The organism is Kitasatospora sp. NPDC057500 (genome assembly GCF_042802195.1).
Lineage (GTDB): Bacteria > Actinomycetota > Actinomycetes > Streptomycetales > Streptomycetaceae > Kitasatospora.
In genome coordinates, this window is the sequence record NZ_JBHVER010000067.1 from 20,300 (window position 1) to 35,721 (window position 15,422).

At 76.4% G+C, this 15,422-nt stretch carries 13 protein-coding genes; 10 read left to right on the plus strand and 3 right to left on the minus strand.

Annotation, left to right across the window (positions count from 1 at the left end):
* Positions 1-18: 18 nt before the first annotated feature.
* Positions 19-642 carry a TetR/AcrR family transcriptional regulator gene (locus ACFU74_RS16800; RefSeq protein ID WP_380757177.1) on the plus strand — a complete coding sequence of 208 codons (624 nt, stop codon included), beginning with the start codon at positions 19-21 and terminating at the stop codon, positions 640-642.
* A 5-nt stretch (positions 643-647) separates the two neighbouring features.
* Positions 648-1,991, plus strand: coding sequence for an MFS transporter (locus ACFU74_RS16805; protein ID WP_380757179.1), 1,344 nt, complete (start codon positions 648-650; stop codon positions 1,989-1,991).
* Positions 1,992-2,040: 49 nt separating this feature from the next.
* Here the strand turns inward: ACFU74_RS16805 and ACFU74_RS16810 are convergent, their stop codons facing one another.
* The gene (locus ACFU74_RS16810) at positions 2,041-2,379 is read right to left on the minus strand and encodes a hypothetical protein (RefSeq protein ID WP_380757181.1); all 339 of its coding nucleotides are present in this window, start codon (positions 2,377-2,379) and stop codon (positions 2,041-2,043) included.
* A gap of 82 nt (positions 2,380-2,461) precedes the next feature.
* Positions 2,462-3,856 carry an MATE family efflux transporter gene (locus ACFU74_RS16815; protein ID WP_380757183.1) on the minus strand — a complete coding sequence of 465 codons (1,395 nt, stop codon included), beginning with the start codon at positions 3,854-3,856 and terminating at the stop codon, positions 2,462-2,464.
* A gap of 171 nt (positions 3,857-4,027) precedes the next feature.
* On the opposite strand from ACFU74_RS16815, the gene ACFU74_RS16820 reads away from it, so the two are divergent.
* The 7 genes from ACFU74_RS16820 (at position 4,028) to ACFU74_RS16850 (ending at position 10,028) form a co-directional block, all read left to right on the plus strand.
* Positions 4,028-4,570, plus strand: a complete 543-nt coding sequence (locus tag ACFU74_RS16820) for a PadR family transcriptional regulator (protein WP_380757203.1) — start codon at positions 4,028-4,030, stop codon at positions 4,568-4,570.
* A 278-nt stretch (positions 4,571-4,848) separates the two neighbouring features.
* Positions 4,849-5,664, plus strand: a complete 816-nt coding sequence (locus tag ACFU74_RS16825; protein ID WP_380757205.1) for a class I SAM-dependent methyltransferase — start codon at positions 4,849-4,851, stop codon at positions 5,662-5,664.
* Between the two features lie 59 nt (positions 5,665-5,723).
* Positions 5,724-6,395: a hypothetical protein gene (locus ACFU74_RS16830; RefSeq protein WP_380757185.1), complete on the plus strand. Its 672-nt coding sequence runs from the start codon at positions 5,724-5,726 to the stop codon at positions 6,393-6,395.
* A 106-nt stretch (positions 6,396-6,501) separates the two neighbouring features.
* Positions 6,502-7,512 carry an acyltransferase domain-containing protein gene (locus ACFU74_RS16835; RefSeq protein ID WP_380757187.1) on the plus strand — a complete coding sequence of 337 codons (1,011 nt, stop codon included), beginning with the start codon at positions 6,502-6,504 and terminating at the stop codon, positions 7,510-7,512.
* Between the two features lie 211 nt (positions 7,513-7,723).
* Complete coding sequence (locus ACFU74_RS16840) at positions 7,724-8,608, plus strand: oxaloacetate decarboxylase (RefSeq protein WP_380757189.1); 885 nt, start codon at positions 7,724-7,726, stop codon at positions 8,606-8,608.
* Positions 8,605-8,910, plus strand: coding sequence for a hypothetical protein (locus tag ACFU74_RS16845; protein WP_380757191.1), 306 nt, complete (start codon positions 8,605-8,607; stop codon positions 8,908-8,910). The genes ACFU74_RS16840 and ACFU74_RS16845 overlap by 4 nt, the downstream gene beginning before the upstream one ends.
* Complete coding sequence (locus ACFU74_RS16850) at positions 8,907-10,028, plus strand: bile acid:sodium symporter family protein (protein ID WP_380757194.1); 1,122 nt, start codon at positions 8,907-8,909, stop codon at positions 10,026-10,028. Before ACFU74_RS16845 ends, ACFU74_RS16850 begins: the two co-directional genes overlap by 4 nt.
* Positions 10,029-10,448: 420 nt before the next feature.
* On the opposite strand, the gene ACFU74_RS16855 is transcribed toward ACFU74_RS16850, so the two are convergent.
* Positions 10,449-12,425 (minus strand): glycerophosphodiester phosphodiesterase family protein, encoded by a 1,977-nt coding sequence (locus ACFU74_RS16855; protein ID WP_380757197.1) that lies wholly within the window; start codon positions 12,423-12,425, stop codon positions 10,449-10,451.
* 443 nt (positions 12,426-12,868) lie between these two features.
* Between ACFU74_RS16855 and ACFU74_RS16860 the strand changes: the two genes are divergently transcribed.
* The coding region (locus ACFU74_RS16860; protein ID WP_380757199.1) for a helix-turn-helix domain-containing protein at positions 12,869-15,422 on the plus strand (2,554 nt) is incomplete at its 3' end.

The following is a 15,422-nucleotide window of genomic DNA, read 5'->3' on the forward strand; positions in this document are numbered from 1 at the left end:
TCTTGATAGACACTCCCCATGACCGAACAGGACAACGCCACCGGCCTGCGCGCCCGCCTGGTCGCGGCCGGAGTCGAGCTGCTCGCCCTGGAGGGCGTGCACGCGCTCACCCTGCGCGAGATCGCCCGCCAGGCCGGGGTCTCGCACGGCGCCCCGCGCCGCCACTTCGCCACCCACGCCGAACTGCTCGCGGCCATCGCCCGGCACGGCTTCGGCGAGCTGGCCGCCGCGCTGGGACTCGACGGACGAGACACCGGCGGGACCTCCGCCGTCCGGGAACCCGCCGAGGCCCGCGACCGGCTCGAACGGCTGGCCCGCGGCTACCTCGCCTTCGCGGCCGACCGGCCGGGCATGTTCGAGCTGATGTTCCGCCACGACGTCCTGGAGGGCAGCGGAGCCGAGCTGCGCAGCACCTCGCTCCCGCTGTTCGACGCCCTGGCCGGCCTGGTCGCGGTGGTCCGCCCGCCCGCCGGCGAGGGTTCCCCCTCCCCGACCACGGTCGCGGCGGCGCTCTGGGCCAACCTGCACGGCCTCGCCCAGCTCCGCGCCTGGGGCAGCCTCGGCCTCGCCACCGGGACGGACGCCCTCGACCCCGTCCTGCGCGCCACCCTCGACGCCCACCTCGGCCCGGCTCCCCGGTGAACCCGGTGGGCACCCGGCGCCTCACCCTGACCGGCAGCGTCCTCGGCGCAGCGATCGTCGCCCTCGACGGGACCGTGCTCACCGTCGCCCAGCCGAGCCTCCGGCGCGACCTGCACGCCTCGCTCGCCGCCGTGCAGTGGACCAGCACCGCCTACCTGGTCACGGTGGCCGCCCTGCTGGTCTTCGCCGGGCGGCTGGGCGACCGCTACGGCCACCGCCGGGTCTTCACGGTCGGCATGCTCGGCTTCGGCGCCGCCTCGGCCGGGATCGGGCTCGCCCCCGGCATCGGCTGGGTGATCGGTCTGCGGGTCCTCCAGGGCGCCGCCGGCGCGCTGCTCCAGCCCGCCACCCTCGGGCTGCTGCGCGCCGCGTACCCGGCGGACCTGCTCGGGCGGGCGATCGCGCTGCGCACCAGCGCGATCGGGCTCTCGGCCGCCGCCGGCCCGGTGGTGGGCGGCGCGCTGACCGCGCAGTGGGGCTGGCGGTCGGTCTTCCTGCTGACCGTCGTACCGGCCGCGGTCGCCGGGGTGGCCGCGCTGCTGGTCCGGCTGCCCGAGCCCGCCGCCGAAGGCCGCGCCGGCGGCCTGGACGTGCCGGGTGCCGCGCTGCTCGGCGGCGCGCTGGCCTGCCTGGTGTTCACCCTGGTCGGCCTTCCGGGGCACGGCGCGACGGCAGGCGGCCTGTTCGGGCTCGCCGCCACGGCCGCGCTCGGTGCCGCCTTCGTGCGGCACGAGCGGCGGGCCCGCCACCCGCTGCTTCCGCCCGCCGTTCTGAAGGCCCCGGCGGTGGCCCCCGCGCTGGGCGTACTGCTCGCCGCCTCGGCGGCGCTCTTCGGCACGCTCTTCCTCGCCACCTACTTCCTCCAGGACGTGCTCGCCCTCGACCCGCTCGCCAGTGCGCTCCGGTCGTTGCCGCTGGCGGTGGCGATGGTGGTCGCCGCACCCGCCTCCGCGGCACTGACCCGCCGTCACGGCCCGCGCCGGACGGTCGTCGCGGGGATGTGCTCGATCACGCTCGGCGCCCTCGCGGTCGCGGCCCTCCGACCGGGCACCCCGGCGCTCGTGGTCGGCACGGCCTTCCTGCTGCTGGGCGCCGGCTTCGGGGCGGTGATGGCCACGGCGACCGCCGCACTCGTCCGCGCCGTCCCGGTGGGTGAAGCGGGCGTGGCGGGCGGACTGCAGCAGACGGCGATGAACATCGGGCCCGCGCTCGGCGTGGCCGTCGCCGCCACGGTGACCGCCGACCACCCCCTGGTCGACGGCCTCCCGCCCGCCCTCGCCGCCCTGGCGGCGACCGCCGCCGCCGGCGCACTGCTCGCCACCCGCCTCCCGGCGGCGCGCACGGCGTGACCCGCCGCCTCCTCGGGCCGGGCCCGTTCGGCGGCGGGTCGTGCCCCGGCTACGGCGCCGGGACGGGGCTCACGGGTGCGACGGCGTCCGCGTTCACCGGAGTCCAGCCGGCGTCCGTGCCGAAGGCCGCCCAGTTGGGGTCGATGCCGTCGGCGGACCACTGCCCGTCGGCACCCAGGGCGGACCAGCCGGCGTCCGCGCCGTCCGCGGTCGGCCACTGCGCCTGCGCACCCAGGGCGGACCAGTCGCCGTCGGCGCCGAGGGCGGGCCAGGTGACGGCGGGGTCGGCGGCCGGCAAGGTCACGGCGGGGTCGGCCGCGGCGACGTCGGCGCCGGTCAGGAACAGGACCGTGGCGGCCGCACCGGCCACGCAGAGCAGTCGTCTCATGAGAACCTCCTCGATGGGGTTGGGGCTCCGCCAACAGTTCCCGTGCGATCCATCCGGGTAACCAGCCATTCGCATGAACACGTCATGCTCTGCGCCATCCGGCTCGCCGCAGGCCGTGACCGCGGCGGCAGCCGAGAAGTGCCCGGCGCACGCCGGGCGAACGGCCGCCGGCGGCGCTCCCGACGACCCCGGCGGTCGGCCCGGGGCGGGGAGGCAGGAGGCGGAGCAGGGCGAGCTGGGCGACGGCGCCGATGGTCGTTCCGGCCCAGAGGCCGTGGACGCCGAGCGGGGCCGACAGGGCGGCGCCGGAGGCGAGTTGGGCGGCGAGGCCGAGCAGCACGGCCAGCATCGACGGCCGCCCGGCGCCGGCCCCCTGGTGGACGCCGCCGAGGGCCACCACCAGCGCGTAGGGCAGCAGGTGGAGGCCGGCCATCCGCAGGAAGCCGACCGCCTGGCCGGCCACCGCCGGGTCGTCGGTGAACACCGCCGCGACCGGGACCGCGGCCGCTGCGCAGAGGACGGCGGAGCAGGCCCCGAGCGTGGCGGCCAGCCTGGCGGTGTCGCGCCCCAGGGTGCGCACGGCCGCGGCAGAGCCGGCCCCGGTCAGCCGGGCGGCCTCGATGGCGGCGGCCTGCCGGACGGCGTAGAAGGCCATGGTGACGACCAGCAGGACGCGGTAGCCGACCCCGTACCCCGCCACCGCGGACACGCCGAAGGAGGAGACCAGCGCGAGCTGCGCCGCGCCGACGCCCATCCGCGCGGTGAAGTCCAGGCCGAACGACGCACCGGTGGCGGTGATCGCACAGGCCTCGGGCAGCAGCCCGCCCGCGGGCGGCGGCAGCCTACGGCGGCGCCGGAGCAGCACGGTGACCGCGAACGCGGCGGCCCGGGAGGCGGTCAGCGCGAGCGCGGCACCCGTCACGCCGAGCGCGGGGAACGGACCGGGACCCAGGATCAGCAACGGGTCCAGGACGAGCAGCAGGGCGCTGGAGAGCAGCGCCGTCCGCATCGGCGTCCGGGTGTCGCCGGCGCCCTTGAAAAGCCCGTCGGCGACGCGCTGCCCGAAGAACAGCGCGAAGGCCGGGAAGGCGACGGCGAACCAGTCGGCGGCGAGCGCGGCGGCCTCACCGTCCAGGAAGGCGTCGGCGATCCGCTCCCGGAGCAGGAAGCCGGGGACGGAGAGGGCGAGGCTGCCCAGCGCGCAGAGCCGCCAGGCGGCGCGGGCCACCCGTCCGGCCGCGGCCCGGTCACCGGCGCCGTGGGCCCGGGCGAGTCGCACGGTCGCCCCCGAGGCGACCACCAGGGCCGGACCGAGCAGCAGGTTCTCCACGGTGCCGGCCAGGGTGACGGCGGCAACGGCAGGCCCGCCGAGCCCGGCGACCCAGTAGGTGCCGACCACCGAGGCGACGACGCCCGACAGCAGTTCCGCGTAGACCGGTCCCGCCAGTGCGACGAGCCGTGGCAGGTGCCCCCGCATGCTTCCTCCCCCGTCGTCCCCGCAATTCCCGTTCATCCCGCCTCGAATAGAGATACATCGAATCGAGGCACATCGACAAGAGGTAGCATGGCATCGCACGAGGGCGCGCGGCCCCGAGGGGCGCGCACGCCGGTTCGGACGGAACGCCACGACGACGGAAAGGCCTCGACCGTGCTGACGCTCGCGATCCTCGGCTTCCTGTACGACCGACCGCTGCACGGCTACCAGCTGAAGACCCTGATCACCGGCCTGACCGGCCATGTCCGGCCGGTCAGCGACGGCGCGCTCTACCCCGCCATCGCCCGCCTGGAGAAGGCCGGTCTGCTCCACCGGCGCAGCGAGCCGGGCAGCGGGGCCGTCCCCCGGCAGGTGCTGGAGCTGACTCCCGAGGGGCGGACCGAACTGGAGCGACGGCTGGCGGACCCGGAGGAGGTCGAGATCTCCGACCAGATCCGCTTCTTCACCGTCGCGGCCTTCCTGGACCGCTTGGACGACCCGGCCCGGCAGGTGGCCGTGCTGCGGCGGCGGCTCGCCTTCCTGGAGGCGCCGAGCAGCTTCTTCTACGACGCCGAGGGGCGGCCGGTCACCGCCGAGCGGGAGCCGAACCCGTTCCGGCGCGGCATGCTGCTGGTCGCCCGCGCCTCCGGGGCGGCCGAGCGGGCCTGGCTGGCGGAGACCATCGCCGAACTGGAGCACGCACCGCCGAACGCCTGAACGGCGGCCGGACGCTCCGGTCCGGAGCGGTCCCGCAGGGCTGCGGCGTGACTATGATGAGCCGCCACACACCACGGCCGACCCGTCCGGTACCACGGCACCGCCGCGCGTGACCAGGGCGCGGGCCCGCTCCGCGCCCGCTCCGTCCCGTCCCGAGGGAGACCGCCGTGCCCAGTGCCGAGACCGCCGCCTCCGGTCAGTCCGCCGTTGCCCCCTCCGCCGGCGCGCAGTCCGCCGCCGAACCGGGCGCTCCCCGTCCGGCCGCGCACCCGGATTCCATTCCCGGCTGGTTCTTCCGGCTCGACCAGGAGGCCTTCCGGCATCTGCTCTCCGCCCAGACCGAGGCCGGGCTCACCGGCGACATCCTCGAACTCGGCAGCTACCTGGGGCGCAGCGCCGTCCTGCTCGGCGAGCACCTGGGGCCGGGCGAGCGGCTGACGGTCTGCGACCTGTTCGACTCCGCGGCGGGCGACGCCGACAACGACGCCGAGATGTCGATGTCCTACCGGTCCTCGCTGACCAGGCGCGGGTTCGAGGCCAACTACCTGGCGTTCCACCCGGAACTGCCGACGATCGTGCAGGCGCCGACCTCGGTGCTGGCGGACGGTCGCATCCCGGACGGCAGCTGCCGCTTCGTGCACGTCGACGCCTCGCACCTCTACGAGCACGTGGCCGGGGACATCGAGGTGGCCCGCAGGGCGCTGGCCGAGGACGGGCTGGTGGCGCTGGACGACTACCGCTCGGAGCACACCCCGGGCGTGTCGGCGGCGGTCTGGCAGGCGGTGTTCACCGCCGGGCTGCGGCCGGTGCTCCTGACGCCGATGAAGTTCTACGGGACCTGGGGCGATCCGGAGCCGGTCCGGGAGGTCCTGCTGGCCCGGGACTGGCGGGCCGAGGGGTTCACCGTGGACGAGGACGCCATCGCGGGACGGCGGGTGCTGCGGCTGAACAACGCCGCGCGGCCGGCCGCACCGAACTCGGGCCCGCGCCGGCTGCTGCTGGACCTCCTGCCGCCGGCGGCCACCCGCGCGGTCCGGCGGGGGCTGCGGACGCTCCGGGAGCGGCGGCTCGGGGCGGGCGGCCCGGGCCGGTAGCCTTCGGCGGTGCACCGATCGACCACCGCCCCCGGGCGCCGCTGCGCCCGCGCCCGCCGGTGAGCGCCTTCGTCCCGCCCGAGCCGCCCGGTTTCGCCGCCGCCTCGCCGCGGGAGCGGGCGGCCCGGACCGTCACCGAGGTGCTGGCGCCCGTCCCGCTGGTGAGCGCCCTGCTGGTGATCGCCCTGCTGGTGATCGCCCTGCTGCTGCTCGTCGGCGCGCACGCGGCGGACGGCTGGAGCGGGGCCGGGTGGGGGCTCCTGGCGGCGCTGTTCTGCGGGGTGGTGCCGCTCGGCGTCATCGCGCTCGGGGTGCGGCGCGGCGCGCTCACCGGCAAGCACGTCCGGGAGCGCCGTCAACGCGTGCTCCCGACGGGGGCGCGCCTGCTCTCGGTGGTCACCGGCGTGGCGCTGCCGTACCTGCTGGGCGCCCCGGCGGAGGTGGGGGCGCTGATGGTGGCGATGCCGGTCGGGCTGGTCGCGGCGCCGGCGGTGACGGTGTGGTGGGTGTGGTGGCAGATCTCGGTGCACAACGCGGTGGCCGGGGGGACGGCGACGGTCCTGCTGCTGGCGCTCGGTCCGGCGTCGCCGGCACCGGTGCCCGCGACGGCTTCGCTCCCGGTGGCTGCGGGCTGGTCGCGGCCGGTGCTCAGGGCGCACGCACCGGCCCAGGTGGTGGCCGGGACGGCGCTCGGCGGCGCCTGCGCGCTGGTGTTCACCCTGTTGCGCTGATCCCGGTGCACGCCCGCCCCCCGGCGGGCGGGCGCACCGCCGGTAGGGTCGGCCGGTCCGGCCGTCGACCCGGCGGGCGGACCGATCCCGCACCGTGGAGGGCGCCGTGGAACCGCGACTGCCGGAGCTGCCCGAACCGCCCGGCCCGGCCGATGGGGCGCACCCGCCGGAGGGCCCGTACCTGACGGAGGGCCCGCACCCGCCGGAGGGCCCGTACCTGGCGGCCGACGAGGAGCTGGCCGAGGCGCTGCTGGCGCTCGCGGTGCCGTTCGAGGAGGTCAACGGCCTGCTGGCGGCCCGCACCCGGCTGGCCCGGGACGCCGGCCTGAGGGCGCTGTTCGAGGAGACGCTGCGGGCCCAGGCGGCGGCCGTGGGGACGCTCGGGGAGCCGTCCGGGCTCGACCGGGACTGGCCGGCGGGCGTCGCGGACGGCGCGGACGGCACGGGGCTCGCCACGCTGCTCCTCGTCGCCCTGGCCCCGTACGCCCGGGCCCACCACCGCGCGCTGGGCGTCCCGCCGGAGGTGACCCGCTCGACGCTGGCCGACCTCGGCCGGCAGCTCGCGGTGAGCCGGTGGCGCGGCCGCGCCGGGCTGGGCAATCCGCGCTGGCTGACGCTGCACTTCCGGGGCGAACTGTTCCAGCTGGGCCGGCTGCAGTTCCAGCGGCGGCGGCTGACCGGGGCGGACGCCGCGGCGGCGCGGGCGGCGGGGATCGACGAGTGGAGCCTCCAGCTGCACATCCCGGACCACTGCGGCCCGCTCTCCCCCGGGGCGTGCGACCGCGCGCTGGACCGGGCCCGGGCGTTCTTCCCCCGGCACTTCCCCGACGAGCGGTACCGGAGCGCGTGCGTCTTCTCCTGGCTGCTGGACCCCCAGCTCGCCCACTACCTGCCGGAGGGGTCGAACATCATGCGCTTCCAGCGGCGGTTCGCCCCGCTGGTGCGGCCGGACGGACCGGCTGCGCCCGAGGACACCAATCCGCTGCGGTACGTCTTCGGCGACCTCCGGCGGCCGCTGGAGTCGCTCCCCCGGGACACCGTCGTCCAGCGCGCCCTGGTCGACCACTTGCGGGCGGGCGGGCACTGGTACGTGCGGGGCGGCTGGATCGCGCTCTGAAGGCCGTTTCCCGGCATGACAGTGAATTCATCGGAATTATCTGACGAGTATGACCGCATTCACCCCAAAGAGGGAACTTCCTTTAAAGATTTGCCCACGGAACATTAAAGCCCGCATAGTGATGGCGTCTCAGTTGGCCCTCGGAATGGCCAATTTATGGCAAAGGACCGTGCATGTCCCGCACGGGTCCCTGGCAGACGAGGAGATGGCGTTGCGTCACGAGAACCTTCACGACGGCTACGGGCAGCGGCTGCGGGAGCGGATCGCCGCCCCGGGGACGGCCCCGCTCATCGGTGTCTACGACATGTACTCCGCCTCCATCGCGGCCGCGCACTACGACGGCATGTTCGTCTCCGGCTTCGGCTTCGCGGCCTCCTACTACGGCCTGCCCGACATCGGCTTCATCGCCTGGCCGGACATGGTCGCCTTCGTCGAACGGCTGCGCGGCGCCTTCCCCCGGCACCACCTGCTGGTCGACATCGACGACGGCTACGTCGATCCCGAGGTGGCCTGCCACGTGGTGCGGCGGTTGGAGCGGATCGGCGCCTCGGGCGTCATCCTTGAGGACCAGAAGCGGCCGCGCCGCTGCGGCCACGCCGACGGCAAGCAGGTGCTGCCCCTCGACGAGTACCTGGAGAAGCTGCACCAGGTCCTGGCCGCCCGCACCGACCTCGTCGTGGTGGCCCGCACGGACGCCACCGAGGAGGCCGACATCCTGCGCCGGGCCGAGGCGCTCGCCGCCACCGACGCGGACGTGGTGCTGGTCGACGGTGTGCGCAGCGAGGAGTGGATCCGCCGGATCCGCCGGGTGGTGGGCGACAAGCCGCTGCTGTTCAACCAGATCGCCGGCGGCAAGTCGCCCCGGCTGTCGCTCTCCGAGCTGACCGCACTCGGGGTGGACGTCGCCATCTACAGCACGCCGTGCCTGTTCGCGGCGCACCAGGCGATGGACGAGGCGCTCGCCGGGCTCAAGGTGGCGGACGGGCGGCTGCCGGCCTCCGCCGGTGAACGGCAGCCGGTCGGGGTGCGCGAGTCCACCGAACTGCTGGAGCGCAACATCCCGCGCCCGCAGAGCCGTGAGGAGGTGGGTGTGTGACGCTCCGGGTTCCGGGCTCGCTGCTGCGGGCCGGCGCGGTCGCGCTGGCCGCGGCCTGCGCCGTGCTCGGCTGCGCCGCCACGTCGGCGGTGGCCGCCACCGCCGGGCGCAGCCTGATCACGGTGATCGACAACTCCCACGCGGACTCGATCATCGAGATCGACCGGACGGCCGACCTGCAGATCGGAAGTGGCGCGGCCGGCAGCGACCACGACGGCTCCACCACCCTGGTGAACGGCCTGCTGGGCACCGCACCAACGCCCGAGGAGCCGGAGGAGCCCGAGGAGGGGGACGAGGAATGACGACGGCCCGTCAGCACCGGGCACCGCCGACGGCTTCGGCACCGCAGGCGGCACCATCGGCACACGCGCGGGGCCGTCCGCCGGGCGGCGTCGAGCGGCGGCGGCCGTGGTGGCGCGCGCTCGACCCGTATGTGGCGGCGTTGGCCGGAACGGTGGCACTGGCCGCGCGGCGGCCCGCCACCGGGCGGGCGGCGCGCGGCGCGGAACTGGCCTGTGACCTCGCGGTGGGGCTGCTCTTCTTCCTGTACGGCGCGCGGCTCTCCACCCGCGAGACGCTCGCCGGGCTTCGCCATCTGCGGTTGCACGGGCTGGTACTGGCCTCCACCTTCGTGCTGTTCCCGGTGCTCGGGTCGGTCGCGACGGCGCTCGCCTCCGGCCCGCTCACCGAGCAGTTGCGGACCGGGGTGCTGTTCCTCTGCCTGGTGCCGTCCACCGTGCAGTCCTCGGTGGCGCTCACCGGAGCCGCCCGGGGGAACGTGCCGGCCGCGATCTGCGCCGGCACCTACTCCAGCCTGGTGGGCCTGGTGCTGACGCCGCTGCTCGCGGCCTGGCTGCTGGGGGCCCGCGCGGCGCTGTCGGCCGACGGGCTGCTGCGGATCCTCGGCCAGCTGCTCGCGCCGTTCCTGCTGGGGCAGTTGCTGCGCCCGTGGGTCGGCGGGTTCCTGAGTCGGCACCGCAGGGTGCTGGCCCCGGTCGACCGGGGCTCGATCCTGCTGGTCGTCTATACCGCCTTCAGCGGTGCGGTGGTGCAGGGCGTCTGGTCGACCGTCACGCCGGCCGCCCTGCTCGCACTGGCCGGGATCCTGCCGGTCCTGCTCGCGGCCACCCTGCTCGCCACCCGGATCGGCGCCCGGCTGCTCGGTCTCGACCGGGCCTCCGGTATCGCGGCGGTGCTGTGCGGCTCGCAGAAGAGCCTGGCCGGCGGGCTGCCGATGGCCGCCGTCCTCTTCGGACCGCAGGCCGGGCTGGTGGTGCTGCCGCTGATGATGTACCACCAGCTCCAACTGGTGGCGGGGGCCCTGCTCGCCGGACGCTGGGCCCGGGTCGCGAGCAGCCCGACGGATGCGGCCGGGGCGGAGCCGGCGCCTCCGGCACGCGCCTCCCCCGAGGCGGCCTGACGGTCCCCCGGCGGCGCGCGGCCGGCCTCGGCCGCCGACCGCCGCCACCGACCCGGTGAATGTGCCGGGCGGCGACCGGAACGACCCAGGCGTCTTCGTCCTTCCAGCGGTGGGTGGAGCGGCCGGGTCGACGGCCAGGTCGAGGCCCCGGCGCGGTGGTCGGCCGTCGGGAGCGAGGAGCGGTGCACGCAGAAGTACTCGTGGGAGGTGAAGTCGCTGAGCACCACGGTGTCGCGCCCGGTCCAGGGGTCCGGTTCCCAGCGGCCGGGGGCCGGGGCGTGCGAGTCGATCGGGAGATGGGAGGGCGGCGGGGAGGTCGATGCTTCCGGGGCGTTGGCGGGAACGGTCCCGGGACGACGGGGGACCTCGCGCCGCGGTGGGCGGCACGAGGTCCCCCGGGAGGGGCGCCGGGTGCGGGGGTCAGCTCCGCGCGGCGGCGTCGAGGGCGCGTGCGTCGCCGGCGATCAGGCGGGCGCGGTCAGCGGGGACGCTGCGGCCGGCCTGGTTCTCGGCCCAGTGGGCGAGCGGCTGGTACTGGCCCTGGCCGAGCATCACGGTCAGGGTGGCGACGGCGTTGCGGTCGGCGCCGGAGGTGAGCACCAGCGAGGCCAGGCCGGTCGGGGTGGCCGCGACGGTGAACTCGGTGGTCGTCTCGGCGCGGCCACCGGGGCCGGTCGCCTCGGCGCGAAGGGTGTGCTTGCCGAGGGCGAGAGCGGTGGTGTCGAGGGGCGCACCGGCCGGCAGCTCCTTGCCGTCCAGGGTGAGCCTGACGGTGTCCGCGCCGCTCGCCTGCACGGCGGTCACCGGCTGCTGGGCGCGGTCCAGGGTCGCGCCGGAGGCCGGGGAGGTGATCGCCACGGTGGGTGCGGCCGGCGGGGTGGTGACGGTGCCGCCCTGGAGCCAGGCGGAGTTCCAGCCGGCCAGCTCGGCGGGGCGGTTGGTGATGATGCCGTCGACGCCGGCGGCCTCCAGGGCCTTCCAACGGGTGGCCGAGTCCACGGTCCAGACGTTGACCGCGACGCCGGCCGCGTGCAGGTCCTTCACCACGCCGAGGCGGGGCGCGAGGGCGCCGTCGGACGGGTTGTAGGCGGCCAGGCCGAGCTCCTTGGAGATGGCCACCGGGTCGGCGTCGAGGCTGCCGCGCAGCAGGCCGAGCGGCAGCTCGGGAGCCAGCTCACGGGTGAGGCGCAGGGCGTCGACCTCGAAGCTCTGCACGAAGACGCGACCGGTCATGCCGTGGTCGCGGATCTCCTTGACGATCCGGGCGACCTCGTCGCGGCTGTGCTTGCCCTTGATCTCCAGCAGGAGGTTGCCGCCGCGGGTGCGCAGGTCCTCCAGCTGGGCGGCCAGGCTCGGCACCCGGGCGCCCGCGTAGGTCGGGCCGAACCAGGAGCCGGCGTCCAGGGCGTCCAGCTGGGCGGCGGTCAGGTCGCGGATGCGGCCCTTGCCGTTGGTGGTGCGGTCCACGGTGTCGTCGTGCAGCACGTAGGGGACGCCGTCCTTGCTGGGCTGGACGTCGTTCTCGATCCACTCGGCGCCGCCGCGGCGGGCGATCTCGTCCGCGTCCAGGGTGTTCTCCGGGGCGGCGGAGGAGGCGCCGCGGTGGGCGAACACGGTGAGCGGCGAGCCGGCCGGGCGCAGCCAGCCGCCGGGGGCGAGCGCGGTCACCTTGAGGTCGTCGAAGGAGACCTTCGAGCCGTTGACCACCAGGGCCTGGCCGCCGTCGGCGCTGCGGGCGACCTGGGTCGTGCGCAGCACCTCCTTGCCGTCGAACATCCAGCGGGCGGTGGTGCCGTGCACCTCGACGGCGACCCGTACGTCGCGGCCGGTGCCGGCGGCGGTCGGGGCGGAGCCGGTGTTGGTGACGTTCCAGCTGTTGGCGGGGGTGCGCTGGGCGAACTCCAGCCCGTTGGCGGCGGTGGTGCCGGAACGCATGGTCGCGATGGACCACGGGGTGGCGCCACTGGCCGGGACGTCCAGGCCGAGGGCGGTCCAGCGGGCGGCGTCCTGGACGCTCTCGAAGCGGGCGGTGGCCTCGATCCGGAAGTCGTTCAGGTGGCGGCCGAAGGTGATCCGGCTCTGCTGGCCGGAGTTGGCGGAGGTGCCGACCAGTCGGCCGTTCTCGACCTTCCAGTCACCCTCGACGGCGCTCCAGCCGGTGGGGAGGGCGGAACCGGAGAAGTGCTCGTCGACGACGACCTCGCCGGCGGCCGGGGCCCCGGCCGCCGCAACGGGGGCGGTGGGCGCGGCAAGCGCCGCGTCGCCGGGGGCGGCGGGCTCGGCGGAGGCGGCACTCGAAGCGGTCAGCGCGACGGTGGTGAGGCTCAGTGCGGAGGCGACGGCGGCGGCCAGCAGACCGGTGCGGCGTGCCCGGTGGGGGCGGTGACTCTGTGTCATGGGCGGCACGCTAGGGACGACGGCCGAACCGGAAGCCACCACTCCGAAAACCGTTCGTGACCATTGCGCGTGCGGTTCGTGGTGATGGCGGATTCCTTGCGACGGATGGCCGGTTCGCTTCCGTACGGTGCCCGCCGGCAGGCCCCGGGGAGGTCGCACGGCAAAGCACCCCACGGACCTGCGGCGTTGCGCTCCGTGCAATCCGGAGGACGCCACACCTGGCCCGCACCTGGCCCGCTCGCGCCGCACCGCGCGCCGGGGATCGGCCCGCCCGTGCCCGCCCCCGGCGGTGGCACGCGCTCCGCCGGTCGGCGGATGGCCCCCGGGGCGCGACGGCCCGTCAATGAGGAGGCGTAGGGGGTCGAGCGACTCCGGCCTACCGGGCGCCCGCCGGGCGCCTGTGGCAAGGATGCGCCGAACGCGTCAACCTGAAGGGGGACAGGATGGGGCAGCACCCCGGCGAAGCGCCTCGGGGCGCACCGGAGTTCGGATCGGAGCTGCGGCGGCTGCGGCAGGCGCGCGGGCTCTCGCTCACCGCGCTGTCACGACTGGTCCACTACAGCAAGGGGTACCTCAGCAAGATCGAGAACGGCACCAAACCGGCCACCCCCGACCTCGCCCAGCGGTGCGACGACCTGCTGCGCGCCGAGGGGGCGCTGCGGCGACTGCTCGACCCGGTGGGCGGCGAACGGCCGGAGCCGCCCGGCGAGGACGACGCACCGTGCCCGTACCCGGGGTCGGAGGCCTTCGGTCCGCACCAGGCCCGCTGGTTCGCCGGCCGGGACGGCGCGACCGCCGCGCTGCTGGAGCGGCTGGCCGAGCGGGCCGGGCGCGGACCCCTGGCGCTCGTCGGACCGTCCGGGGCGGGGAAGTCCTCGCTGCTGCTGGCCGGGCTGGTCCCCGCCCTGCGCGCCGGAGCGCTGCACGGGGGAACGCCGGCCTCCGGAACCCCGGCGTCCGGAGCGCCGACCTCCGGCGGCGGGCCGCCCTGGCAGGTGGCGGTGTGCACGCCGACGGTGCACCCGATGGCGGCCCTGCGCACCGCCCTGCGCGCCACCCCGGCCACGGACGCCGGACTGGCGCTGATCGTGGACCGGTTCGAGGAGACCTTCACCCTCTGCAGCGACGAGCGGCAGCGGCGCGCGTTCATCCGTACCCTCAGCGGGTTCGCCTCGGCCCGGCCGGACACCCTCGTGGTGCTCGGCCTCCGGGCGGACTTCCGCGAACGCTGCCTCGACCACCCCGAGCTCGTCCCGGTGATCGGCCACGGTCTGTTCGCCCTCGGCCCGATGACCGCCGCCGAGCTGCGCGAGGCCGTCACCCGCCCGGCGGCCGAGGCCGGACTGCGGCTGGAGCCGGGGCTGGTCGAACTGCTGCTGCGCGACCTCGGCGCCCCCGACGGCACCCGGGACGGCAGCGACGCCCCCGACGTCGACAACGGCCCGGGCGGCGCCCCGGGAGTGCTCCCGCTGCTCGCGCACGCGCTGCTGGCCACCTGGCAGCAGCGCACCGACCGCACCCTGACCGTCGACGGCTACCTGCGCACCGGCGGCGTCCACGGCGCGGTCGCGGCGAGCGCCGAGCGCGTCTACGCCGGACTCGGCCCCGAGGAGCGAGAGCAGGCCCGGCTGCTGCTGCTCCGTCTGGTGCGGGTCGGCCCGGAGGGCGTGGAACGCCACCGGCCGGTCCCCCGCACGGAACTCCTGGAGCCCCTGCCGGGCGCCCCGACGGAGGACGGCCGCCCCGACGCCCGTCCGGTGGTCGAGGCTCTCGTCCGGGCGGGGCTGCTGACGGTGGACCGCGACACCGTCGCGATCACCCATGAAGCCCTGCTGCGGACCTGGCCCCGGCCGGGCCGCTGGGTGCACGCCGACCACGCCGGTCTGCTGATCCGCCGCCGAGTCGCCGAGGCAGCCGCCGAGTGGGAACGGGAGGGACGCGACCCGGCCGGCCTCTATCGCGGGAGCAGGCTCGCCGCCGCCTGGCAGTGGGCCCGGGACCCGGTCCGCCCGGCCGACCTGACCGGCCCGCAGGACGCCTTCCTGCGGGCCGGACGGGCCCAGGAGGAGCACCGCCGGCGCACCGCCCGACGGCGGGCCCGCCGCGAACGCCGGCTGTTCGCCACCCTGGCCGGGCTGCTCGTGGTCGCGCTCAGCGTCGCGGCGTTGGCCCACCGGCAGCGGACCGCCGCACTCGGCCAGGGCCGGACGGGGGCCTCGCGCGCGCTGGCGGCCGAGTCCGCCAGGCTCGCCGTGGGCCACCCCGAGGCCTCGATGCTCCTCGCCGACCGGGCGTTCGGCCTCGCCCCGACCCCCGAGGCCCGCGGCGCACTGCTCAGCACGCAGGCGCAGCCGTTCGCCGGGCGGCTGACCGGCCACACGGGCGCGGTGAACAGCTGCGCCATCAGCCCCGACGCCCGCCTGCTGGCGACGGCGAGCACGGACGGCACGGTCCGGCTGTGGAGCCTGCCGGACCGACGGCCGGCCGCCACCCTGACGGGGCACAACAGCCCGGTGCGCGCGGTGGCGTTCGGCCCGGACGGGCGGCTGCTCGCCTCGGCCGGCTCGGACGGCACCGTCCGGCTCTGGGACGTCGCGCAGCGCCGCCCGCCGGTCGTGCTGCGCGGCCATGTCGGCCCGGTCCGCGCGGTCGCCTTCGGCGCGGACGGGCGGACGGTGGTCTCCGGCGGCGCCGACGGGACGGTGCGCGTCTGGTCCGCCGCCGGCTGGGACGCGGCGCCCACCGCCGAGCGGGGCGGGGCGGGCAGTTCGCGAACGGACCGGGCGACGGACCGGGCCACGGAGCCCGGAACGGACCGTGGCCTCGGCCGCACCGGCGGCCACCCGAGCGCGAGGCCCCGCGCGGACTCCCGCCCGTCCCGGGCCGACCCCACGGCCGCCCCCGCCCCGGACTCCGCCGGTTCCACCATCGCGCCGGAGGAGCCACCGGCCGACCCCCGGCTGCTCATGACGCTCGACGGCCACGACGGCGAGGTCC

Coding starts and splice junctions, on each gene's coding strand:
- ACFU74_RS16815 (WP_380757183.1), bottom strand. CDS start 3,856: ATGCGGGGGCACCTGCCACGGCTCGTCGCACTGGCGGGACCGGTCTAC.
- ACFU74_RS16855 (WP_380757197.1), bottom strand. CDS start 12,425: ATGACACAGAGTCACCGCCCCCACCGGGCACGCCGCACCGGTCTGCTG.
- ACFU74_RS16850 (WP_380757194.1), top strand. CDS start 8,907: ATGACGACGGCCCGTCAGCACCGGGCACCGCCGACGGCTTCGGCACCG.
- ACFU74_RS16810 (WP_380757181.1), bottom strand. CDS start 2,379: ATGAGACGACTGCTCTGCGTGGCCGGTGCGGCCGCCACGGTCCTGTTC.
- ACFU74_RS16800 (WP_380757177.1), top strand. CDS start 19: ATGACCGAACAGGACAACGCCACCGGCCTGCGCGCCCGCCTGGTCGCG.